A 23,599-nucleotide genomic window follows, 5' to 3' on the forward strand; every position below is an offset into this window, starting at 1 on the left:
TCACTCCTTTTTCATTAGCTTTTTTACATGCTCCTTCGGGTCCCAGCAGTTAAACCGGTAATCCGGCTTCGTCTCGAACCCGAGCCGGCTGCATGTATATTTCATTCCGCCTGGCTCTCGTAAGGCTTCGAAATGCCGGCACGTGGCACAGGCGTGAAACCGTGAATTAAGAAATGTCACGAAGAACCTGCTCCCACTCTTCGATATTGCCGGTTTGTTCGAATAATAGAAGCCACGCGTCAAACTGCTCCGTTACATCAAGGAGCATCGCTTGTTTTAGTTCCTCGGTTTCCTGATCAATAAACTGGTTTGCACTCATTAACAGCCGGCTTTTTTGTTCGGATAAGTAGCCGTCTGCCAGCTGCTCGATTTGCTCCTGCAGCTTTTGCATCATCGTCTGCTTTTCATTTTTCTCAAAAAAGGCTTTTGCATTTTTAAACAGGGACAGCGTACCGGAAAACGGCTCAAGCGGCTGATCCTCAAAAGCTGTTTTAAAGTCCGGTACGATAAGCTTTCCAGTTTGAACGTTTGAGAGCAGCAGTTCCGGTTCAATCATGCTGGCTTTGTTTGTCAGCCGTACTTGCTTATCCTGCATCAATTTCGCGCCATGATTTTCTACGCGGATGGATGTAGCACGCATTTCCTGTGCAAGATCATAGCCGACTGATTGAAGCAGTTCTGCGAGGGCCCGCTGAAGCGCTTTTTTCGTTTCGTGCTGGCCGCTCAGCGTGGCTGGATTAAACGATTCCTTGAAGAAATCTGAGAACCGGTAAAAAACACGCTGTTTCACATAATGAACCAGTTCATCGAGCTCCTGCGCCAGCCGTTTTTGCTCTACCTCTGTTGTCTCAGCGTCGATGGCTGTGATCATTTGGGCCTGCTTCGTTGTTAGTTCTTCCCGCTTCTGCTCTCCTTGATGGACACTTTCTTTGGCAGCGGCAATCAGCTTTTGAAGCTGGCTGACACCCCGCTCGGCTTCCGCTTCGGCGGATTGAATGGCCATCTGGGCAAGATCGCCCGTTAAAAAGGCACGGAATGATTCTTTAAACGGCTTCATGCCGGATTGCGGATGATCCCACTCGCCGCGCATGGCTTCTTCAACCGCCAGCATGCTCGAGACACCATGCAGCCTTGGAAACCGGATTCCATACTGAAGCAGCTGATCCTGAACATACGCTTTTACATCGTTTAGTTCTTCTTCGTCCGCCGCCAGGTCGATCGCGTTAATCACGAAAAACATCTTATCAAGCTCGAACGCATCTTTTACACGGCCAAGCTGAATTAAAAACTCGCGGTCTGCTTTTGAAAAAGCATGATTGTAATACGTAACAAACAGAATCGCATCGGCATTTTTAATGTATTCAAATGCCACACCCGTATGACGGGCATTGATCGAGTCTGCTCCCGGCGTGTCTACTAGTGTAATGCCAAGCCGTGTAAAATCACAGTCATAATATAAATCGATCGAATTTACAAAACAGCTTTTTTGCTCCTCGGCTACGAACTGGCGGAACAAATCAAGATCAACGCGCAGCGTTCCATCCGGCTGTCCTTTATAGTCGTCAAAGCCTGCTAAGAAAGCCCGTAAGAAAGACAAGTGAATTTTTTCTTTTCCTTCTCCTTCATTCGCAGCGAGAACATCCGGCACCATTTGAACCGCTTCTTCAAGAGACGCAGCACTCCGGCCAAACAGGCCAAGAGAGGCATTCACGTCTTGAAGCATCATTTCTTCCGGCTTTAAGTGCACATCCGCTGTCCGGTGATGATGCTCACTGTCTACCGGATGAATACGGTTTACAGCAGCCGTTGTCGGGTTTGGTGATACCGGCAGTACCTTTTCACCGAGCAGTGCGTTCGCAAACGATGATTTTCCGGCCGAAAAAGCGCCGAATAGGGCAATCGTATACGTCTGGTTTTCGAGACGAGCTGCTTTTTGCAGCGCACCATCTACAAAACGGGCAAACCCCGGTATATGATGAAGGCGCTTTGCCATTTGGCGCAGTCTGTTTACAACCGCTTCTTTGTCGCCTGCTGCCTGGAGCTGGGGCTGTTCAGACGCCTCAATGAACTCTGCACTGCTTCGTTCTTCTGTCTGCCACTGCTCCACACCATCATATAAAACCGCTTCTGCATCTTCCGCCTGCCACTTTTCCTGCAGCGTCTGCACAATACGCGGCAGAATCGGATCTTCTTCGGATACGATGCGGCGAAGCAGTGCTTCTCTTTCTTCCCGCTGCTTTTCAAGCTCCTCAAGCGTTTGCTTTGCCTGCAGCCGCTTTGCCCACACTTTATACTCTTTTTCATATTGCCCATATTCACTGTTGAACTGCTCTGTAAGGACAGGAGCTGCTTCCTCTTTCCACGCCTCTGACACAGCGCGCGCACGCTTTTTCACAAGAGACGCAACATCCTCGGCATAATTCAAAACGGCATCTCCCGTTACACCGGCTCCCGGCTTTACGGCATCCACTGCCAAAGAGGCATCTACCGGTACGGAAAGCTCTTCTGCTTTCAAGGCAAGTGCAGGGTCGTCCAGACGGCTTTCTTTCACCCAGGCCGCGCTTACCTGGCGGATGGCCCATTCAAGCTGCGCTTCCGTTTGTTTTTGGATATCTTCTACAAATAAACGAAGGCGCTGCTCCCGCTCTTCTTCCGTTTTCTTTTTCGCAAACAACAAGCCGACTTTAAAGTCCGGACGGGTTGATTCAAGATAGCTGCGCGCCTTTTCACGTGTGGCAGCCGGCATTAAAATCGCATTTTTTAATACATCGTCACGGTTGGCTTCATATTGCTTGAGCCAAAGAGAGGCGTCCCGCTTTTCCATTTCTGAGCGGATGGCTGCTTCTCTTTCCTCAATCGACTGGGAGCCTGCTTCGGCTACAACAGCTTCGAGCGGCTCAGCCGTTTGTTTTTGCTGCTCGGCCAGCCATTCCATATGCTCATGCACCAGGCGGTTCATCATCGTTTCCGCTGACTGCTCCGCCAGCTGCTCCCGATTTCGGATACTGTCCTGAATCAGTGCCTGCACTTTCTCAAAGTCGTTATACGGAAGAGAACGGTTGCGCAGACTCGTAAAATAAAACGCTTCCGGTTCTACATTCCACGTCGCAAACGAGTCTTTCACTGACTGGCGGAATGCATCAAACGACAATTCTTCTTCCTTGTGCTTATCAATTTGGTTAATAATTAAAAACAGCTTTACGCCATGGGACAAAAGTTCTTTCGTATAAATAAAATTAAGCTCGGATTGAACATGATTGTAATCCATCACATAAAAAACCATATCAGCCAGGTGAAGCGCAGATTCCGTGGAAATACGGTGGGCGTCGTCAGTAGAATCTACTCCGGGCGTATCCATTACCGTTACATCCGGCGGCAGGCTGGAGCCGGCATGCCCGATTTCAATTGAAGCCACTTCATCGCCATCTTTGGCGAACTTTTTAACATGCTTCATATCATAAGGCGCTTTGAATAGAAGCGGCCGCCCATGATGATAATGAATTTTCGCAAAATTTTCTTCAGACGGCTTAATTTTTACGACATTGGCGCTTGTCGGGATCGGGCTGGATGGCAGAAGAGCTTCTCCTGTCAATTCATTAATCATCGTTGATTTTCCAGCTGAAAAATGCCCGCAAAACGCTACAATCAATTCTTTTTCATGCAGCTTGCGCAAAAACAAAGCGGCTTTTTCAGCACGCTCCGTGTCCCCATTATGTAAAAACTGCTCATACAAACCGGCGGTGCGAATGCGAATCCCTTCCAGTGTCCGTTCAGCTGTTTGCGTTCCCATATGAACATTCCTTTCGATGCAAAGCGTTTTCTTTTTATTGTATACGATTTTGGCCCAATAAAAAAGGATACAGCGCCCAGCTTCTGCCGGTTTTCTGTACCCTCTGCCACTTTATTTTTTTAAGACAAGCGCTTTGCTTCCTTTTCCAGTATGATCAAGCACATATTTCATCACACCGCCATATGTAACGACTGTTGCGGTAACAAATAACCAGATCATGCAAACGCCCACCTTCTTAATTGATAATAATTTTCATCCTCATTTATATGGTATCACCTTTTAAAAAAGAACTCAACAAAAAAAGATGCTTCTTTAAGCACCTTTTTCAATATTGAGCACAAGCCGGTAATCGCCTGCTTCTTTAAACGAAAGCGGCAGTTCAATAGCCTGTTTAAATCCTGAAATTTTCGAATCGCCTACAATGATCGTTGGCGGTGTAATATCGATCTTGATTCCTTTTGCAGCCAGCGCCACACCCATATTCCCAGCAATCATGTTTACGACTTCGCCCGCAAAGGACTCCACCATTTCACCTTCAATCGGCATACCAAACATTTTCTCACCAAGGCAGGCAAACGCGTTTTCTGGTCCGTCTAAAATAATACGGCCTGGCAGATCACCGGTAATGCCAATAAATACACCAATCGCATGGTGGTTAAAAGATCCGTTTAAAAGCGCCGGCCGGCCTACTGTCAGCTCTAATGGAACAATCCCTTTAATTGATTCTACTGCACAGTTAAGCACTTCTTTAATAATCGTATTTTGATCTTGTTGTGTCTGCACCACTTTAGCACCCCCGTGTGTTCTTTTTATGTCACAAGAAAAGCTATATTTCATCACTTTTTCACCAAGTCATTAGTACTATCGGTCTGTTTGTTTATTTGTTTAGATCATTCTCCAAAAATAATATGTAATATCTTAACTTTTGGAAAAAATAGACGATACACTACTTATATACTATTCATCTAGTCATTATATCTTAAGAATTTGGAGGAATTTAGCATGCGTTTCTTTTTTTTGGCTTTTTACAGCCTCCTGATTTGCTTTGCTGCAAATGGGCTTTTTGTACATCCAGTCAATGCGGCTTCGGTTGTAAAAGGCACTTTTGTGGAAGCAGTCTATGAGTATGTGCAAATTGACGATGGGACAAGTGAAAAACGGCTCACAGGGGTAATTATACAAAATGATCAGGGAAAAACCGCCACATGGGCAATTGATTCAACAGCGGCCTTATCTGTTAATTCAATCGGCGTGACCATTGACGCTTTTAAAACGGGGATGGCCATCGAAGCGACAGTGAACCTTCGCCGGATTAAATCAATGAGCGGCAAGTCTTATGAGGCTCCTGGAGCCATTGACACCCGCGATCGAGCATTCACCGGCACTATTAACCGGATCGACCCGAATGGAGGGTTTCTTTCAATCCGTTTCGACAACGGCCAAACCAAAACATACTATCTTAACAGCCAGACAGAAGTTTACAAAGGAACCACTCTTGTTGACTTAAGTGTTTTATATGAAGGTGACCGTGTGAAATTAACCTTTTCTTCTTATAACACTTCTTATATACAGTCCATTGATGTCAATACACAAGGAATCAAAATCGAGCGTTTAGTAAAAGGAACAATCCAAGCGATAGATCCGATTCGCCGTAAACTGACGATTAAGAATGAAACGACATTTAAAGACTGGAAATGGGATGACAAACTTCCACGCCAGACGAGTTATACATACACAACGAAAACGCCAATCTATATCGGCAATCAGCCGATTGCCATTGATAAAGTCCGTTATTATCAAAACAATGAAGCGTATTTTGTTACTGTGCGGCAGTTTAATAGGGAAGTGGTAGAACGAATTGTGATTAAGAAAACCAATGAGCGGACCTTTTATGAGCCTCTTTCTTCTGTCACTCTTGCTCAAAAAAAGCTGACCCTTCAAAAATCAGGTTCTGTTTCGTATCACACAGGTACAATTCTTATTCGAAACGGACGCATTGTTGATACCAATAGCCTGCCGTTTAAGGGAGCTGCTTTTGTCGTAACAGACGGGCGGCAAAAAAGCGAATATGCGAACGTTATCCATATTACGAACGATGGCTTTGAAAGTCCGAATCTTGTCAATCATGCTCTTTATTTTGGTCGTATTCATTGGACAAGCGGTTACCAACTGACTTTATCCAATGCGCAAAAACTATCGAAAAATAGATGGACACCTGCTTCAAGCCCTTCTCTTGCATTCAGCAATGACACAGCAAGCGTTGAAGATTTTGGAAAAGGCGTTCTTAAAATTGTGCCGCAGCAGGATGAAGTAAGAGAGCATCTCGGTTCTTACGGATACTTTTATGTAGTAGACGGCCACATTGTCGGTATGCATCTAACAGATAAAGACACAGCTTCGCTCATTTCAGTTGGCCGGCTGGAGAAAATCACTTATGAAGCTTCAAAAGATGCCCCCCCAAAAATGGAACCTATAAAAATAGATGTCCGAAATGTGAGCCGAGTCGTGAATGGTGTCTGGGATGAAGCAGGCCAGATCAAAAACATGGACATTCAGCAAACGACCTTTATTCGTGATGGGCACGTGATTTCAGCAGATGAATTGAACATCCATGACCGACTGTATATCGTTCACGAGTCTGTTGTAAAAGGACGGATTATTCTTGTTAATTAATGATTTTTCAATGAAAGGATGTTCTGATGAATAAGCTACTTGCTTTTACCGCAGCAGTTCTGTTTTCTTTAGCTGCCCCTGTTCTTTTTTCCGGAGCCGCTTCGGCCGCTCCGCTTGATTATAATGGCGGTGTGTACAATGAATATGCGTATGAAGAATATATATTTGTATCTGGCCAGCCTGTTCAGTTCAGCGGAAAAGTAACGATCTCTGAGCGTGAAACTGCCACTCAGCGGACTGAAACGTACCGTTACACCTTAACAGGTCCAGGAGATAAAGATAAGCTGACCCGTAGTGTTTCTTACGTGACGAATATGAATGTAAAAACAGAAAAAGGCCAGACAACCTCTCAAACATCTGTTAAAAGTTATTCTGAAAAAATCACGATTGGCAGTGAAACATATACACTGGATGATTATCAGCTCTCACAAGGGACCGTTATCGATAACCGCCCTGCCTCAGACTACTATTCTGGAAATATGGCTGGGCGCAAAACGTATAAACTAAAAAGCAATGGAGCGCTTGTTACCATTCATTTCAGCGGCAAAAATGTCGGTTATGAGAATTTCTGGGGTGCAACCGAAACGCAAATTATCGATTCCGAGATTGTAACGAATGAAGGTACCTTTTTTGTAACGAGCAAAGTATCCGACAGTAAAACGAAATTTTTGCAATATGAACCGCATGATCCGGACCTATCAAGTTTCACCGGCGGCTACGCTCGTATTAGCGAGCAGTCGATGATCGGTGAATACGCCTATACCCTTCCCGGCAGCAGTATTGAAAAAACCGCTCAAGTCGGCCAGGAAAGAGTTCCGTTAATTGAACGGCTGATTGTGCCCAAATTCCGTGACTTAAATGGACACTGGGCAAAGGAAAATATTGAACAGCTTTATGCCCTCGGTGTATTTGATGATTCAAGTTCCTTCTTCTCGCCAGGCACACAAATGAACCGTTATCCATTTATTGTCGGGGTCATGAAAGCGGCGGATATCCGTGTCCTGGAACAGCCGAAAAAACAAAAAACACCGAGAAAAGCGATTTTTACTGATCTTGACCCGCAGGAAAAAGACTATTTATACATCGAAAGTGCCGTAGCAAAAGGGATTTCTAAAGGATACAGCGCAACAAAGTTCAGCCCAAACAGCGCACTTACCCGGGCTGAAGCGGTGGCCATTTTAATTCGTGCCCTTGGTCTTGAGCACCGTGCGCCGGATCCGGGTTACCATACTGGTTACGTGGATGATTCCTCTATTCCAAAATGGGCTAAGGACAGTGCATACGTAGCTACGGAAATCGGTCTTGTGTATGGTGATTTAAACAACCGTTTTAACCCGACCAAGCCGATGACAAGAGCAGAAGCATCTGCTCTGACCATTCGATTTCTTCATTTTCTTGAAAAAGATTTAAAGCAGAATTACCGGGATGATATGTTATTTTTCCAATAAGCAAAAAGGTGGCTTTTATGAAGGTATTCACTCAAACAAAACGATTCGTTTTCTTGTTAGCTTTTTTCATGATCGGCCTTGTTTCATCGGGATCCGGACAAGCAGCCGTCCCTTTTTTTGATATCAGCTCCAATCATTGGGCCTATACATCTATTAACTGGGCTTATACAAATAAGATTATATCAGGATACTCAAACGGAACATTTGGACCAAAACGGACTTTGATGGAAGCGGAGTTTCTCGTCATGCTGACCCGGTATGACTGCTCGGATGATACATGGCCGAAAAGCCAGACCGGCGACCGTCACTGGGCCGCTGCGCAATATGCGTATGCCAAAAGCAAGCATCTTCCGCTTAAAGGCTACAACGATTCAACACTTCGGGATAAACCTGTTACCCGCGGGCAGGTTGCCCGAATCGTGGCGGCTTTCCATGGTTTCGACTTAAACGAGTATCATGCTGTTCAATATATGTATATAAATCAGCTTTCAAGCGGAAAAACAGGCATTAAAAACTTTACAGATTATGGAGCGGACGAGTCACTAAACCGCGCCGAAGCAGCTGTTTTTCTGCATCGCCTTGCTAAGCAGGGCAAATGTGAAATGAAGGGCATGAATGCCAGCCCTTCAGGTAAAGACAACAGTAAATATCCGCTGCCTGCCGATTTTCTCCCGGAAGGAACGGTCACGTTTCCAAATCCTGAAGGTGAAACGCCGCCATCAGGCGGATCTCCTGCTGGCGACTCGCGTCTCCAGGCAGCAGACATCGAAAAAAGAACACTTATTGCCAATGGCATTGATTCAATGTTCATTACCTTGTCGCTCAAAGACTGTTATGGCAATCCCATTTCTTATGATGAGTCTCTTTCGTTTCAAGCTTCGTCAAAATCAGGCGGCATGATTTCTAATGAAGACTATTACGAGCACGAATATTGGCCTGAAAAACCATACTACTCGGCCGGTTCTTCATCCGCTTACGTACAGACTGACGGTCCGGACGTAACGGTAAAAGTGACAGCACCTGCTTTAACAACAGGAAAAAACGACACCATTTCATTACAAGCTACTGAAGGAACCTCGGTAAATGAAAGAATGGCGTGCTACAGGACACCGGTTACAGTTGATTTGTCATATGTGCCAAAAGCCGAGCTGCAAGTATCTTCAAGCCAGTCTAAGATTGCAGCAAACGGCAATTCAACGGCATACGTAACAGCGAAAATCGTAAAGCCGGGCGGACAGATGATCTCCGATTACAGTGGACAGGTCCGCTTTTATTCAGCAAAAGGCGCTCTTTTATCAGCGAGCAATGTTTCATTCTCAAACGGAACCGCGTCCGCATGGGTGACTTCACTGTCTTCTTCTTCACCAGTTGAAGACACCATTTATGCAGAATTGGTTCAAATGGATTCGAGATATCAAGCAGTAAACAGCGAAATTAAGTCAGCAAAACACAGCACATCGATTTTATATGACCCAGGCCTTTCAACCGTTGAAGGATGTGCAAGAGAAGACTTGGAAGTGGCCTTCATTATTGATTCGTCGGGCAGTATGAAACGAAGCGATCCCGAACGGCTGCGTGTGTCTAAGTCACGCGAATTAATGCAAACTTTAAATGCACTGAATAATACCGCTGTAGATTTTAACCATAAGGGCAGATATTTAAGCGGGCCTGATAGTTCAACAATAGTAAGTCCTTACTTAGAATATGTGTTTCAATCAGGCGGCACCAATATCGCAGATGGGATGGATGAAGCCTTCAGCCGATTTACAGCCGGCACAAGAAAAGTAGCCATTCTCGTTACAGATGGAAAATCAAATAAACAGCAGGTTCTTAACCAAATAGCTGAAGCCAAAAGACAAGGTATCACAGTTTATACTGTTGGGCTCGGTTCAAAAGAGCAGCTCAATGAAACATTGTTGCAGCAAGTCGCACAGGAAACCGGCGGCCGCTATTTTCATGTAGAAAAAAGCAGCGAGATCAGTACCGCTTACCAGACGATTTTAAGTGAATTGTCCTGCGGCGAGCTTTATCTTGGCTGTTCGCCGTCCGGCACGGTTTTTTCTTCACCGTCACTTCGCCTGACCGAGGATACATTTTATATGGATACGTTTATTGACGAAGGCTGCAGTGAGGTCGAGCGTGTTATCGTCCGCTTCCACGCTGCGGACGGGGACGTCGATTATGACTTGATCTACAGAGGGCAGCGGTATTTCGCTTTGAAAAAAGACAGGTCCGAAATTGATCCGTTAGCATTAGAAGACGAAGGTACTTTTCTTGCCTTTGATAAAGACGGCAATTTGATTGGCAGCCGGACGATCCCAATAATATTAAAATGATAAAAAGGATGCCTTCCTGATGGAGGCATCCTTTTTGCTGACTGCTGTCAGCTTTGGTAGTTATGCTGTTTTTCAATTTGTCCATCTTCGTCATGAATAATAGCCATTGTTCCTGCTTCTTCTGCCATTTTTTTCGCTTCGTCTACTGCTTTGGATTTTGAACCGAACGTGTTATTGGGTTCGTCTTTCCCTTCTGTTTTTACAGCCCATTCACCATCACCGTGAGGAACAACATGAAATCTCGCCTCGTCTGTACCAGCCCGCTCTTCAAAATATTCATTGCGCCCATGGTTCTCAGCCATAAGGAATCCTCCTTTTGAGACGGTATTTGTATCATGGTATCTTTACCCGGTTCATCAGCTTAAAAACACAAAATATTTCTCCCCGTCACCAAACTCTTCTGTACTTATAGCGGTCTTTAATAAACGCGGCATGATATTTGCCGTGTGAATCTGCTCTCATTAAACTTCTGTAAATATGTTCAGGCACCCCTTCATAGTCATAAATACTTTGGTCCTGAAACTCGATTCGAAGAATTTGATGAAAAGGATTATATCCGACTCGTTTTAAATGAGAAGAAAAGACATTGGCCATTTCCATTTTCTCTGCCTTCCCTCCTTACTTTTTTCATCTTAAATAAACGCTGTTGTTTTCTTTAGACTTTCCTTTTTAACGTTTTGTTTAAACAAAAAGCGGCTTCTCTTACTGTTCCATATAAAAAAAGAGCCATCCGCTCGGGGACCGCTCTTTATGCGTTGTAGGCTGCCAGATATTTTTCTTTCAGCAGGGCGTAACGGCCTATGCTTTCTACAGACCCTTCGGCGCGGGCTGCGTCAAACAACTTAGCAAGCTCGTCAGCATTTACACGAATGCCGCTTACATCGATACCATCCAGACTCTTTCCTTTAATTTTCGCCAGTAAAGTTTCGTCACCTTTAATGACCATTTCTTCACCCGTATACAAAATTTCCATTTATCTCTCCCCCTTTTTTAAATTTCAAAAAGCCGGCGAAACATGAAACGCCGTAAAACTGTTTGTTTAATTCGGGTATATCACACAATATCTTCTGCCGTACTGCTCTTTCCAGCACTTAACACCTGATGCTGTTATTGTTTCACAAGCGGCTCATTTCATTCTACATATTCTCCTCGCTGTCACCTTCTGTTTTTGTTTGTTTTGAAAGCAAAAATGAGCCGCCCGCATGGGGCCGCTCAAAGAAATCTGTTATTTAGTTTTTTGTTAATTAGCCATATCGTCTTATTCAAAATGCGCCTATTTTCGACTTGGTCATTATCTTATATGATTGTGAGCGTGTTCGTCGTCAAATACATGATTGTCTAAGTACTTATGGAAGAACCATTCACCCGCTGCAACAAGAATTGCTGAAATAAATGCAGCTGTTAAAACATCCCCGCCGTTAATTAAAAGTGATCTGCCCATAAGCGACACAACAAAAAAAGCTAGTATCGTATCTGACACAGAAGCAAGGACGTTTCTTTGAACGTGATCTTCCTTACGCTCATAATCATCGCCTTCTTTGTGGAATATAAGCAAATCACCGATGATATACGCGACAACTGAAAGAACGGCACTAATGAGGAGGGTATCACTGAGCTCTCCCTGATAAAATCCAGTAAGTACGATCCCTAAAGTAATCGCAATCATCACAAATTTAATCACAATCGCTTTAACGTGATCCAAAAACATTTCCTCCTTTTTCTTCAATGCTCAGTTAATACCCTCTATAGAAAAAATAAACATGGAGTTAATATTTTTTAATGTTTATGTAAAGAAGCAATATTTTGTCATTAAGCTGTTATCTTTCTTTTATGCTTTATATAAGCGTAGATCTTCTGCCGTAAAATGAGCCGAAAAGAGTCCTGCGCTGCATGAAGTATAATAAACAATACCGTGGGTATGAATGGCATAACCTTTACATTTCCAGCTGGCAGAAAGACTGCCTACTTCTGTCATATAAACATATCAGTTAAATACAGTCCAATTCTTCTAAAATTTGAATTTTGCACATTTTGATTTTTGTTTTATCGTGAAGATATATTGATTCTTTATTACAACAGTCTAGCTGTGAACAACGGCGGCTTCAATGTCCAAATGAAAGCATTATTTTCCTTGATATCTTCAATCAATTGCACCTTAATGCTACGGTTCAACCGTACCGAATTATCACTGGATTGCTTTTCTGATTTCGTCTTGAAATACGGTATACTTTGAACCGTCTGCTTGATCATGGTCACGGCAAAACCATGCAATATCGCGCAGGTTCGGCAGGTCCAGCGCTTGAAAATCGTGTCCAACTTCACGTCCGGCTTCGATAATCTTTTGATTAACGCCTTTTTTCAGCGCTGAATAAGACGCAATAGCATAAAGATAATGCGCTTTTGTGGCTTCAATCTCCGCAAGAACTGCCGGCAGCTTCTCCTCATAATCCGCAACGGCTTCCGCTTTCGCCCGTTCAAAGATTTCTTTTGCATTGGCTCTTAGTTCCGGCGGAGCGACTACTTTATCCTGATGTTCCTTCTGTTTCGCCCGATGCTCCGTGATTAAAGCGTTCAATGATTTTTTCCCCATATTAAAACTTCTCCTTTATTTTGTCATTTTTGCAGGTGGAAACCTCTGCCAATACCCTGCAAGTATATGTACCTAATTGATTCAGTCACTATTCTGCTTTATCCGATGCTTTTGCTTCATTTGAGCTTAAACAGCCGTTGATTTCTGTTTTAATTTGCACAAATCCATGCCGATCAAAACACCGGCCGCCGCTGGTATAAGCGCAGCTCAATACGTATTTCATTCAGCCCAATCGCTTTTCTGGGCGCTCCATCGCTGCTTCTGCCGCTTTATATATGTCTTTTCGTGAAGCGTTTTGCAACAATTTTCATTTAACCATTTTATAAAAAGCTGGAACGCGCAAGATGACTTTTTATTGTCGGCTGCCTTCATCCTTAGGATTTCTTTGCTGGGATAAAATAATCGAAAGCCGGCTGAAACGAAACGTTAAACTCCTTTCATCGTTTAACGTTTTTTTGCATACAAAAAAACGCCACCTTCATTTCTTTTAATCGAAAGAAATGAAGATGACGTCTTTAAAACATGAGAGTTTTTTATTACGAAACTTTGTTTTCCACTACAGAAGCCGATGCTTTTTTACGGCCTAATTCGTTAAATACGATATTAAGGATGATCGCTGTCATACTGCCGGCTACAATGCCGTTGCCTGTCAGGATTTGAAGGCCGCCTGGCAGACCTTTAAACAAGTCCGGCACTACTGTTACGCCAAGACCCAGACCGACCGAACAAGCAATAATAAGTAAGTTTTCCTGCGCATTCATATCAACGCGGCCGAGCATTTTAACGCCCTGCGCAACAACCATTCCGAACATCGCGACCATCGCGCCGCCTAATACGCTAGATGGAATAATCGTTGTGAAAGCGCCGATTTTGGGTACAAGTCCAAGGATGATTAAAAAGCCGGCTGTATAGAAAATGACGCTGCGTGATTTTACGCCTGAAAGCTGCATGAGCCCGACGTTTTGTGAAAAAGCCGTGTACGGAAAAGCGTTAAAAATACCGCCAAGTACAATCGCCAGTCCTTCTGCACGGTATCCTTTGGCTAAATCTTTTTCTGCTACTTTTTTATCACAAATATCTGAAATAGCAAAGTACACGCCTGTTGATTCAACGAGGCTGACCATCGCCACTAAAATCATCGTTAAAATGCCTGTCCATTCAAATGACGGTGTTCCAAAATAAAACGGCTGAATCAAATGGAACCACGAAGCATCCGTGACAGCTGAGAAATCGACTTTTCCCATAAAGAATGCCAGGAGCGTTCCAAACAGCAGCCCAAGCAAAACAGAGATCGACCGGACAAATCCTTTGAAAAAGCGATACATCACAATAATGACAGCAAGCGTCGCAAACGCAAGCGTAAGGTTTTCGGCAGAGCCGAAATCAGGACTTCCCTGTCCGCCGCCCATATTGTTCATCGCTACTGGGATAAGGGTAACACCGATAATCGTTACAACGGAACCCGTTACGACCGGCGGGAAAAAGCGGACAAGCCGGCTGAAAAATGGGGCAATGACCAATACGAAAATACCAGAAGCGATAATCGCGCCGTAAATAGCGGAAACGCCATTTGCCGTCCCGATGGCAATCATCGGGCTGACAGCGGTAAAGGTACAGCCGAGTACAACTGGCAGGCCGATGCCGATCCATTTGCCGCGGTATACTTGAAGAAGCGTCGCAATTCCGCACATAAAAATATCAATTGAGACAAGGTACGTTAACTGAGCCGGCGTCATACCGACCGCTGCGCCTACAATCAGCGGCACAATCACTGCTCCTGCATACATCGCTAACACATGCTGAATACCGAGCGAAGCGGTTTTTAAACGTGTCGGTTTCATTGGTGTACCTCCACTTTAAATTGAATTTTTCCATCATGAAGAGATTCGATTCTGGCAAGTGACTCTACCCGTACGCCTTCTTTTTCCAATAAAGCTCGTCCGTCCTGGAACGACTTTTCAATCACGATGCCGATTCCGGCAATCTTGCTTCCTGCCTGCTTTACAATATCCATTAAGCCGAGCGCTGCTTGGCCGTTTGCCAAAAAGTCGTCAATAATAAGCACTGTATCGTCTTCACTCACGAAAGATTGAGAAACCGCAATCCGGTTGGTTGTTTCTTTTGTAAAAGAATATACATCCGCCGTCAGCAAATCATCCGTCATCGTTAAAGACTGGCGCTTGCGTGCAAACACAACCGGCACCCCTAACACAAGGCCGGTCATCACAGATGGAGCGATCCCGCTCGATTCCAATGTGAGAATTTTTGTGATTCCTGCTCCCTCGAACAACCGGGCAAATTCTTCTCCGATTTCTTTCATTAACTGCGGATCAATCTGGTGATTCAAAAACGAATCTACTTTTAAAACGTGCTCAGAAAGCACGCGTCCGTCCTGTTCCATTTTTTCATGAAGACGCTTCATGGTGTAGATTTCCTCCTTTGATTCGTCTTCAGGCATAAAAAAGCCTGAAGCGCAACGTATTCCTCAAAAAAGAGTGAACAATGCCTTCAGGCTGCGAACAGACGGGTCCGTTCTCTTGTTCACTCATAGTCGGAACATTTACGGTGTCCGGTAGAAACTTGCAGGCCGATTCCTGCGATTATATGAGTGAATATGTTTAGTTGATAATCATTATAATAGCATATCATTTGAGAAAATCAATACAAAACACGAACATTTTATTTTTTTGTTTTCTGATTATTCGTTTTCCTTTCACACACTCTCACCGCAAGGCATTTTATAGAGCAGAAAAAGCCTTTGACCGCAAAATAGTCAAAGGCTTTTTCGATGATTAACTTTCGTGGCGAGGCGGGCGTTTGCCCCAGTATTGATAGTAATCACAGCGGATAAATCCGTTAAACAGCTTGCGTTTTTTCGTAGCCGGACGGCCATATACTTCTTCAAATCCTTCATGAGACGTCAATACATAAATGGACCACGTATCGAGCGGCTTAAAAGCACGTCCTAAATCAGCATACAGCTTTTCAACGCCCGGACGGTCGCTGAGGCGTTCTCCGTACGGCGGATTGCCAACAATTACACCATATTCCTTGTCGGTTTGAAATTTCGTTGCATCTTCTGTACGGAACCGGATCAAATCGCCCAGACCGGCTTCGAACGCGTTCGCTTCGGCAATCCGGGCCATTTTCGGATCTACATCCAGCCCTTCGATATCAAGCGGCTGATCGTAATTCGCTTTATCTTCTGCTTCCGTTCTTACTTCATCCCAAATACTCCCGCCGATCCAGTCCCATCCTTCGGAAATAAATTCGCGGTTAAATCCTGGAGCGATATTCTGGCCGATCAGTGCCGCTTCAATCGGGATAGTACCAGAGCCGCTGAACGGGTCTACAAACGGCTTGTCAGGATACCAATTTGTCAGCTTGACAAGGGCAGCGGCCAGCGTTTCTTTCAGCGGCGCTTCCCCCTGCCCGGTCCGGTAGCCGCGCTTATGCAGGCCGGCACCGCTTGCGTCAATTGTCAGGGTTACTTTATCTTTTAAAAGAGCCACTTCAAGCGGAAAACGCGCTCCTGTTTCAGCCAGCCACGTTTCCACGTGATAAGCGGATTTTAACCGCTCCACAATGGCTTTTTTCACAATCGCCTGGCAGTCAGAAACACTAAACAGGGTAGATTTAACGGACTTCCCTTGTACAGGAAACGAGGCGTCTTTTGGCAGGTAGTCCTCCCAGCGAAGCGCTTTTGTTTTTTCAAAAAGCTCATCAAATGTTTTGGCGTAAAATTCAGCCACAACCACTTTTACACGGTCAGCTGTACGCAGCCACATGTTGCAGCGTGCAATCGCAGCGGCATCTCCTTCGAAATACACTTTTCCATTTTCTGTTCTCGGTTCGTATCCAAGATCTTTTACTTCTTTGGCTACGATGGCTTCAAGTCCCATCGCAGCAGTTGCGATTAATGTATACATAACATCCTCTTTTCGTATCGATTCATTTCGGCCAATCATTTTGTAAAAAAGTGATCAGCTCGGATAAAGAAATCGGTTTTGAATAAAAATAGCCTTGAACGATATCACATGACTCTTCCTGCAGCAGCCGAAATTGACGCTCGTTTTCAACACCTTCGGCCACAACCTTCAAATGAAGGCGATGCGCCATCGTAATAATGGCTTCCACAATCGAAGCATCATCCTCGTCTTCATCCATCAGCTGAATAAAGCTTCGGTCGATTTTCAGCTGGTCAATAGGAAATCGGCGCAAATAACTGAGCGACGAATATCCTGTCCCAAAATCATCAATGGATAACCGGAAGCCGAGCTTTTTTAACTGGTCCAGCTTTTGGATTGAAGACGGTGCATCTGGCATAACGGTACTTTCTGTTAACTCCAGTTCGAGGCGCTCCGGCAGAATATTTTCTTCATATAAAATAGCTTGGACGGTTTCCACAAATCCATCCTGTAAAAATTGCAAAGCCGATATATTTACCGCAATCGGTAAATCGGTAAACCCATGTCGGCTGAATGTATGTAAATCACGGCATACCTGCCTTATAATCCATTTTCCAATCGGAATAATCAGGCCGGTTTTTTCTGCCAGCGGAATAAAAACAGCAGGCGGTATATCGCCGTAATGCTTATTATGCCATCGAAGCAGCGCTTCTGCACCCGCTGCCTTTTTAGAAACTGCATCAACCTGCGGCTGATAATGAAGCACCAATTCATTTCGCTCAATGGCACGGCGCAGCTCCATTTCCATGGTCAGGGCTTCTTTCATTTCCTCATTCATCTCTTCACGGTAAACCGAAAAACGGCTCCGTCCTGTTTGTTTAGAATGGTACATCGCTTTGTCTGCATGCCGAATTAACGCTTCCACGTCACGGCCATCTTCAGGAAAAAAACTGATGCCCATGCTGGTTGAGATATAAATATCCTGCCCTGCAATATGAAAAGGAGTAGAAAAAGAGGAAATAACCGCTTCCGCCAGCTGAAAAGCTTCGCGTTCGTGATGGATATGGGTCAGTGTAAGAGAAAATTCATCTCCCCCAAGCCTGGCGATCATATCTTTATTGCCAAGCAGCCGTTTCAGGCGGCTGGTTAAATCCACCAGCAGCTTGTCTCCCGCTTTTTGACCGAACGTATCGTTAATTTGTTTGAAACGATCCAAATCAAGTAAAAATACAGCTAATTTTTGATTGTATGTTTGAGAAGTTTCTATAACAGAAGCCATTCGCGTATAATACGCATAACGGTTGGCCACTCCCGTTAAAGCATCTTGATGAGCCAGTCTTTTTGCTTCTGCTTCTGCCGAGCGCTGATCGGAAATATCGGTAAAAATACCCACATAGTGTTCCGCTTTTCCTTGGTCATCATTCACGGCCAAAATGGTCAGCCACTCTGGATAAAGCTCACCGTTGCGGCGCCGGTTCCATATTTCACCGCTCCATTGTCCTTTATGTGTGATGGTTTTCCACATTTGTTCATAAAATGGGCGATTGTGCAGGCCTGACTGTAAAAAGCTCGGCTGTTTTCCAATCACTTCTTCTGCTTTGTAGCCAGTCACTACTTGAAACGCTGGATTTACAAATAAAATGACACCCGCTTTATCCGTAACCATCACGCCTTCACGGATGTAGTTAACGATTAATTCATTAATTTGTTTTGGATAATCCTTCATAAAAAGGAGTCAGCTCCCCCGCCAAATAGAACAAAAGCTCCCCTATAAAGGAGAGCTGTGTTAGTTAGATTTCATAAACCCTGAATAACGTTCTGTAAGCCATGTTTTGTACCATTGTACTACAAACGGCCAGGGTATGGCCTCGTACTCCGGTGGCAATCATCTATCTGCGAAACACCTATATGTTTCACCTTTCCATTCGTTCGTTTTCGTCCGGAAAGTGCCCCTACCAAAATTTGGGTTGCTCACTCACGGGGTTTACCTCGTTCCACCTTTGCCATTTCTAGCAAAGCTACGTCACTGTGGCACTTTCAAGGTATTCACACCATATCCAAGAAGGACGTAGGTGTTTTCCCTGCCGTCAGCAAAATAAATTGCTGCCCTGGCTTATGGTTTCGCCAGGCGTGATCACTACAGGCATCACAGCACTGTGTGAGCATGGACTTTCCTCTGCGAGCACAAAACTCACAGCGATTACCCAAACGTTATTCGATTTCGTTCCTTATTATAAAAGAAACCGCGAGATTTCGCAATGGTAATTTATTCATTATGGAGACGGTCGCCAAAAACGTGGCGTTCCAAATTCGATAAGCGTTTTAAAATATCGAAATTGGTTGATCCCGGAGCCGGCTGCTGCTGGCGAATTGGCGCTTCCGGAATCGGCTTCCGTGCTGAAATCGTGCTGTTTTCTTTTTTCAAGCGCAAGTTTTCCTGCTGCAGCTCTTCAATTGCCTGCTGAAATACTTCATAGTCTTTTATGACAAGGTCTAAAAATTGATCTACTTCATCCGGGCTATAGCCCCGCATCGATGTTTTAAATTCTTTTTCCAGGATATCTTTTCCCGTTAACTTAAGTTTATCCGACAACATTGCCTTGCACCACCTTCATCGAATCCTGCCTATTTTTCATTAATTGTTTCAAAAACAGGGTCGTTTGTCAATCGGAAAGCAGGCAGCCAAGAGGTTTTTTTCTTTCCTTATAACAATGCGTAAAAACTATCTTTTAAGTTTGTTAATACGAATGCAGTTAAGCCGACAAACACGAAAAATAAAAATAGAATTGCACGATACAACCTGTCATTCACCCCATATTTATAGTTTATCTCAAAAACAACCATTTATCATTTTACGGTGTTTTTAAAAAAGTTACAACTATATGACAGTCATTTTCGCGTTATTTCGACAACTTTTTTTCAAGCCGGCACAAACGGTGTAACAGAGCGGCTTCGACTGCCGGGTTTTCCTGCTTTTGCTGCAGGGCCCATTTGGTTTCCTTTACCGCCATCGGAACATCTTTCCATTTATGCTCATACAGCTTGGCCAGCTCAACGGCTGCTTCGATGGAGCGGTCCGCCCCAGCCTGACGGACACGGGTAAACAGCTGCACCGCTGCTTCAAAAGAATGTTCCTTTTTCAGCTGCATCGCAAGCCGGAACGCCGCATCTAAAGCGACGTCGTCCCGGCTGCTCTTCGCAGCGTTTTGAAAGGATTCTTTTGCTGCCGCACGGTTTCCTGATGCTTCAAACCACTTCCCTACCTCAAGAGTCGTTTGGTCATCACTTCCTCCTTCTTCATCAAGCACGAGACGGCTGATATGCGTATATAAAGTAATTAAGCTTAAAATGTCGCGCTCGTTGTGCTTCATCACCTGCAGGACACCCTCTGGATCTCCCCGATCGATAAAATCAAAATAAATAATCGGTGCCAGATGGCCGGGAACATCATTCACCCGTTCGAGTCCGAGGTGCTCTTTTTCTACATTGACAAGCTTAACCGAATCCATTGTATGCTTAAAAAGCCGGCGGGATGCATGATAAAGGTCAAAATGCCCAAAAGCCGGCAGTGCCGGCACCCGCTCGCGTACAAACGTATGACGTGACTTTACCTGCGGCCAGTCAAATGATTTTCCGTTGTACGTTACCAAGGTCGTATAGTCGGTTTCCTGTAGAAATTTCGCATACAGTGCCGTTTCATTGCCTGGAGAAGGGAGAAAAAATTGCTTAACCGTCACTTGATGGTCATGAATGCGCGCTGTTCCAAGTAAAAAAATAACACTTCCTGAACCGCTGAGCCCGGTCGTCTCAATGTCAAAGAAGTATAAATCAGATGGATGAAATCCTTTAGCCGACAGTGGATGATGTCCACTAAAAGATGACCACTGTGCAATCGTTTTTTGCGCCTCGCTAAATGTATACAAGCCGTGGAGCGTGTCTAGCGGATGGTGCGTTTCACGCGTGATGCAATATTCCCCTTCAAATTCAAACAGCTCGGCTCCCGCTGCCTTCCACGTCTCCCAATGCCGAATCTCTTTTGGTGCTTCCACTTTTTTAGCAGCCGGTTTTTCCCCATCACGTACAATATGCTTTTTCTGCCGCTGCAGCTTTTTCATTAAACTCATTGTTAGCCCCCTTAAAACCGGTTGAGCAGCTCAATGCTTTTTTGCTTCACATTCATTCCTTCAAACCCCATGCCAACGCAGGAAGGACAGCCGTTTTCACACGGACATCTGCGAATCAAATCAATGGCCGCCGCCTTGACACTATCGAACCGCTTGTACACATCTTCTGCAAGACCGATGCCGCCCGGATAATGATCATATAAAAAAATAGTCGGCAGTCCTGTATGGGCCGCTTTAATTTGTGAAACGACGTGAATATCACTCCGGTCGCACATTGTGTGGATGGGAACCACATGATGCAGAACGTTCGCAATGCCCATGAGCAAATGTTCCAGTGATTTTTCAGGCTCATCGATTTTAAGCTCCAGCCAGACTGCACTCGTATGAATTTCTTCTTCCGGCAGTGTAATCGGCCCGGAGCCAATGTTTTCGAAAGTCGTCAATTTAATTTTTTTAAAGATGGTCGGCAATATATTCACCGTGACGTCACCGTAATGAACAGAGGAAAGCGATTGCTCCCGCGTCCGGTCTATTTCCAGTACTTTCAGCTGAACCGCCAAATTAGCATCTGTATAATATTCCACATCCACCTGGCGGACGTATGCTTTTTTGTGCTCCCAATCCAGCTTTTCTACTTGAAACTGCACTCCTTCGTGCAAATAAATCGCTTCATCGTGCAAAAGCGTCATCGCGCTGAGCCGGTCCATTTCGCCGATAATCTTTACATTAGCTGTTTCAGTCTGATCAACAATAACGACATTTTCCTGTGCAGCCGAGCGAAGAGAAATATTGGTCGCCGGAAATGATTCATGAGACCAGTGATATTTGCCTCCATTGTAATGAAGAACCCGCTCCTCCTGCAAATATTCCAGGATTTCGCCTACCTCCATCGGGCCGAACAGTTCGTCTTCTCGAAACGGCAGCTCGTACGCTGCGCACTTTAAATGATCGACTAAAATAATTAAATTTTCGGCATTAATGCGGGCTGATTCAGGATTACGCTCAAAGAAATAATCCGGATTTTGCACGACATACTGGTCAATCGGCGCCGAGCCTGCCACCATAATGATGACTGCTTCACCATGACGCCGCCCGGCACGGCCGGCCTGCTGCCAAGTGCTTGCGATACTGCCCGGATAGCCGGTCATCACGCAGACCTGCAGCTGTCCAATATCAACGCCAAGCTCCAGCGCGTTCGTGCTGACCACGCCTAAAATTTCTCCACTTCGAAGCCCCTGCTCAATCGCACGCCGCTCCTTCGGCAAGTAGCCGCCCCGGTAGCCGCGAATCGTTTTCGGGCCGATCTCCCGCTTCACCAGTTCCTGAATATGACTTAGAATCACTTCAACCCGAACCCGGCTTCTCGCAAACACAATCGTTTGAATGTTATTTTTTAAAAATTCCTGCGCCAGGCGGTTTACTTCAACAGTTGCACTACGACGAATATTCAGTGGTTCATTCACAACCGGCGGATTATAAAAAACAAAGTGCTTCCGCCCCCGTGGTGCTCCATTGTTGTCGATCAGCCGCATCGGCCGATTCGTTAACGCTTCAGCGAGTTCTTTCGGATTGGCAATCGTGGCAGACGTACAAATAAACTGCGGGCTGCTTCCGTAAAAAGCACAAATACGCAGCAAGCGGCGAATCACATTCGCAACATGGCTGCCGAATACACCGCGGTACGTATGCAGTTCATCAATGACGATATATTTTAAGTTCTCAAACAAACTGACCCATTTTGTATGGTTTGGCAAAATAGCCGAATGAAGCATATCAGGATTGGTCATCACAATATGCCCCGCCTGCCGGACTTTTTGGCGGATCGTCGGCGATGTATCTCCATCATAAGTAAAGCTTTTAATATCGGCACCCATTTCGGCAATCATTTCGTTTAATTCACTTTTTTGATCCTGTGCCAGTGCTTTTGTCGGAAACAAATAAAGAGCCCTGCTTGTTGAATCTTCCGCAATTTTTTGCAGGACAGGCAGATTATAACAAAGCGTTTTGCCCGAAGCGGTCGGGGTCACTGCTACAATATTTTCTCCTTTTTGCACAGCTTCTAAAGCTGAATATTGGTGGGTGTATAACTCGCGCACTCGGCATGCTTCCAGTGCCCTTTTCAGCCGCTCATCCAAAAAAGCTGGCATCGGACGTGTTTTTGCTTCTACTGGCTCCAATTCATGCCAGTGGATGACATTTTCATCCTGCCGCAGCTCTTCAATCATCTCTACAAGTGTTTTTTTCCACATTGCCCTGCTGGCACCTCTTTTCCTGCTGCTTTCGATCCTAAAAATCGGTTTCTTTCCTTCTATCTTATCGAACAAACGATCTTTTTAAAAGCAAAAAAAAGAACGCTTGAATGCGCCCTTTATTCTTCTAAGTTATGATAAAGCGATTCAAGCACATACAGGGCTGAATCTGCCGATTGAATAAACTTTGCTCTTCCTGTATCAAAAAAATGGGCATGAGCACCAACCCGCCGGGCGTTATCAGCTGCCTGGATAATCTGGGCAGCATGCACGTATTTTTGCGGATGCTCTTTTAAATACGAAAGCGCCGCTTGTTCCCAAGCGTCCGCTGCAGCATCTACCTGGTCTGCAAACGGCTTTACAGTTTTGAAAAAATCAGCCGGTTCCTTTGTTTGGCGGCCTGCTTCAAAAATAGCTTTCGCTTGTTCAATTAATTCCCGTAACTTCACTGTTTGATCGCCTAAAGACACGTTCTACCCTC

19 protein-coding genes, 1 other RNA gene and 1 riboswitch are annotated in these 23,599 nt (G+C 44.9%); of the genes, 3 read left to right on the forward strand and 17 right to left on the reverse strand.

Annotated features, from left to right (window positions below; translation table 11 throughout):
- The 3 genes from RG959_RS01015 to RG959_RS01025 form a co-directional block, all read right to left on the reverse strand.
- Nucleotides 1-180 (reverse strand): hypothetical protein, encoded by a 180-nt coding sequence (locus RG959_RS01015; RefSeq protein ID WP_342795617.1) that lies wholly within the window; start codon nucleotides 178-180, stop codon nucleotides 1-3.
- Nucleotides 167-3,790, reverse strand: coding sequence for a dynamin family protein (locus RG959_RS01020; protein ID WP_342795618.1), 3,624 nt, complete (start codon nucleotides 3,788-3,790; stop codon nucleotides 167-169). The genes RG959_RS01015 and RG959_RS01020 overlap by 14 nt, the downstream gene beginning before the upstream one ends.
- A gap of 312 nt (nucleotides 3,791-4,102) precedes the next feature.
- On the reverse strand, nucleotides 4,103-4,573 hold the full coding sequence (locus tag RG959_RS01025) for a chemotaxis protein CheX (RefSeq protein ID WP_342795619.1): 471 nt from the start codon (nucleotides 4,571-4,573) through the stop codon (nucleotides 4,103-4,105).
- Nucleotides 4,574-4,792: 219 nt separating this feature from the next.
- Here RG959_RS01025 and RG959_RS01030 point away from each other — a divergent pair, with 219 nt between their 5' ends.
- Genes RG959_RS01030 through RG959_RS01040 form a run of 3 tightly spaced genes read left to right on the forward strand, consistent with a single transcriptional unit; the run spans nucleotide 4,793 to nucleotide 10,247 of the window.
- Nucleotides 4,793-6,463 carry a hypothetical protein gene (locus tag RG959_RS01030; RefSeq protein ID WP_342795620.1) on the forward strand — a complete coding sequence of 557 codons (1,671 nt, stop codon included), beginning with the start codon at nucleotides 4,793-4,795 and terminating at the stop codon, nucleotides 6,461-6,463.
- 26 nt (nucleotides 6,464-6,489) lie between these two features.
- Nucleotides 6,490-7,911 carry an S-layer homology domain-containing protein gene (locus RG959_RS01035; RefSeq protein WP_342795621.1) on the forward strand — a complete coding sequence of 474 codons (1,422 nt, stop codon included), beginning with the start codon at nucleotides 6,490-6,492 and terminating at the stop codon, nucleotides 7,909-7,911.
- Nucleotides 7,912-7,928: 17 nt separating this feature from the next.
- Entirely contained in the window at nucleotides 7,929-10,247 is a 2,319-nt protein-coding gene (locus RG959_RS01040; protein ID WP_342795622.1) for a VWA domain-containing protein, read from the forward strand.
- A gap of 47 nt (nucleotides 10,248-10,294) precedes the next feature.
- Here RG959_RS01040 and RG959_RS01045 read toward each other — a convergent pair whose 3' ends face one another.
- The 14 genes from RG959_RS01045 to RG959_RS01110 form a co-directional block, all read right to left on the reverse strand.
- Nucleotides 10,295-10,549, reverse strand: a complete 255-nt coding sequence (locus RG959_RS01045) for a DUF2188 domain-containing protein (RefSeq protein WP_342795623.1) — start codon at nucleotides 10,547-10,549, stop codon at nucleotides 10,295-10,297.
- Between the two features lie 85 nt (nucleotides 10,550-10,634).
- On the reverse strand, nucleotides 10,635-10,847 hold the full coding sequence (locus tag RG959_RS01050; protein WP_315695465.1) for a KTSC domain-containing protein: 213 nt from the start codon (nucleotides 10,845-10,847) through the stop codon (nucleotides 10,635-10,637).
- Between the two features lie 148 nt (nucleotides 10,848-10,995).
- Nucleotides 10,996-11,220 carry a hypothetical protein gene (locus RG959_RS01055; RefSeq protein ID WP_342795624.1) on the reverse strand — a complete coding sequence of 75 codons (225 nt, stop codon included), beginning with the start codon at nucleotides 11,218-11,220 and terminating at the stop codon, nucleotides 10,996-10,998.
- A gap of 318 nt (nucleotides 11,221-11,538) precedes the next feature.
- Nucleotides 11,539-11,949, reverse strand: a complete 411-nt coding sequence (locus RG959_RS01060) for a DUF2512 family protein (protein ID WP_342795625.1) — start codon at nucleotides 11,947-11,949, stop codon at nucleotides 11,539-11,541.
- A gap of 483 nt (nucleotides 11,950-12,432) precedes the next feature.
- Nucleotides 12,433-12,837 (reverse strand): hypothetical protein, encoded by a 405-nt coding sequence (locus tag RG959_RS01065; protein ID WP_342795626.1) that lies wholly within the window; start codon nucleotides 12,835-12,837, stop codon nucleotides 12,433-12,435.
- A 536-nt stretch (nucleotides 12,838-13,373) separates the two neighbouring features.
- On the reverse strand, nucleotides 13,374-14,678 hold the full coding sequence (locus RG959_RS01070; RefSeq protein ID WP_342795627.1) for a nucleobase:cation symporter-2 family protein: 1,305 nt from the start codon (nucleotides 14,676-14,678) through the stop codon (nucleotides 13,374-13,376).
- Complete coding sequence (locus RG959_RS01075; protein WP_342795628.1) at nucleotides 14,675-15,259, reverse strand: xanthine phosphoribosyltransferase; 585 nt, start codon at nucleotides 15,257-15,259, stop codon at nucleotides 14,675-14,677. The genes RG959_RS01070 and RG959_RS01075 overlap by 4 nt, the downstream gene beginning before the upstream one ends.
- Nucleotides 15,260-15,365: 106 nt before the next feature.
- A riboswitch (purine riboswitch) is annotated at nucleotides 15,366-15,465 on the reverse strand.
- Nucleotides 15,466-15,629: 164 nt separating this feature from the next.
- Complete coding sequence (locus RG959_RS01080) at nucleotides 15,630-16,766, reverse strand: THUMP domain-containing class I SAM-dependent RNA methyltransferase (RefSeq protein ID WP_342795629.1); 1,137 nt, start codon at nucleotides 16,764-16,766, stop codon at nucleotides 15,630-15,632.
- 22 nt (nucleotides 16,767-16,788) lie between these two features.
- Entirely contained in the window at nucleotides 16,789-18,471 is a 1,683-nt protein-coding gene (locus RG959_RS01085; RefSeq protein WP_342795630.1) for a putative bifunctional diguanylate cyclase/phosphodiesterase, read from the reverse strand.
- Nucleotides 18,472-18,561: 90 nt separating this feature from the next.
- An RNA gene (gene rnpB / locus RG959_RS01090) (RNase P RNA component class B) lies at nucleotides 18,562-18,957 on the reverse strand.
- A 54-nt stretch (nucleotides 18,958-19,011) separates the two neighbouring features.
- Nucleotides 19,012-19,341, reverse strand: coding sequence for a cell division regulator GpsB (gene gpsB / locus RG959_RS01095; protein ID WP_315695443.1), 330 nt, complete (start codon nucleotides 19,339-19,341; stop codon nucleotides 19,012-19,014).
- A 304-nt stretch (nucleotides 19,342-19,645) separates the two neighbouring features.
- The gene (locus RG959_RS01100) at nucleotides 19,646-20,869 is read right to left on the reverse strand and encodes a ribonuclease H-like domain-containing protein (protein ID WP_342795631.1); all 1,224 of its coding nucleotides are present in this window, start codon (nucleotides 20,867-20,869) and stop codon (nucleotides 19,646-19,648) included.
- A gap of 11 nt (nucleotides 20,870-20,880) precedes the next feature.
- Nucleotides 20,881-23,118 (reverse strand): DEAD/DEAH box helicase, encoded by a 2,238-nt coding sequence (locus RG959_RS01105; protein ID WP_342795632.1) that lies wholly within the window; start codon nucleotides 23,116-23,118, stop codon nucleotides 20,881-20,883.
- 119 nt (nucleotides 23,119-23,237) lie between these two features.
- The gene (locus RG959_RS01110; RefSeq protein WP_342795633.1) at nucleotides 23,238-23,567 is read right to left on the reverse strand and encodes a DUF1798 family protein; all 330 of its coding nucleotides are present in this window, start codon (nucleotides 23,565-23,567) and stop codon (nucleotides 23,238-23,240) included.
- Nucleotides 23,568-23,599 lie beyond the last annotated feature (32 nt).

It is taken from the genome of Domibacillus sp. 8LH (assembly GCF_038806185.1).
Taxonomy (GTDB): Bacteria; Bacillota; Bacilli; order Bacillales; family Domibacillaceae; genus Domibacillus; species Domibacillus indicus_A.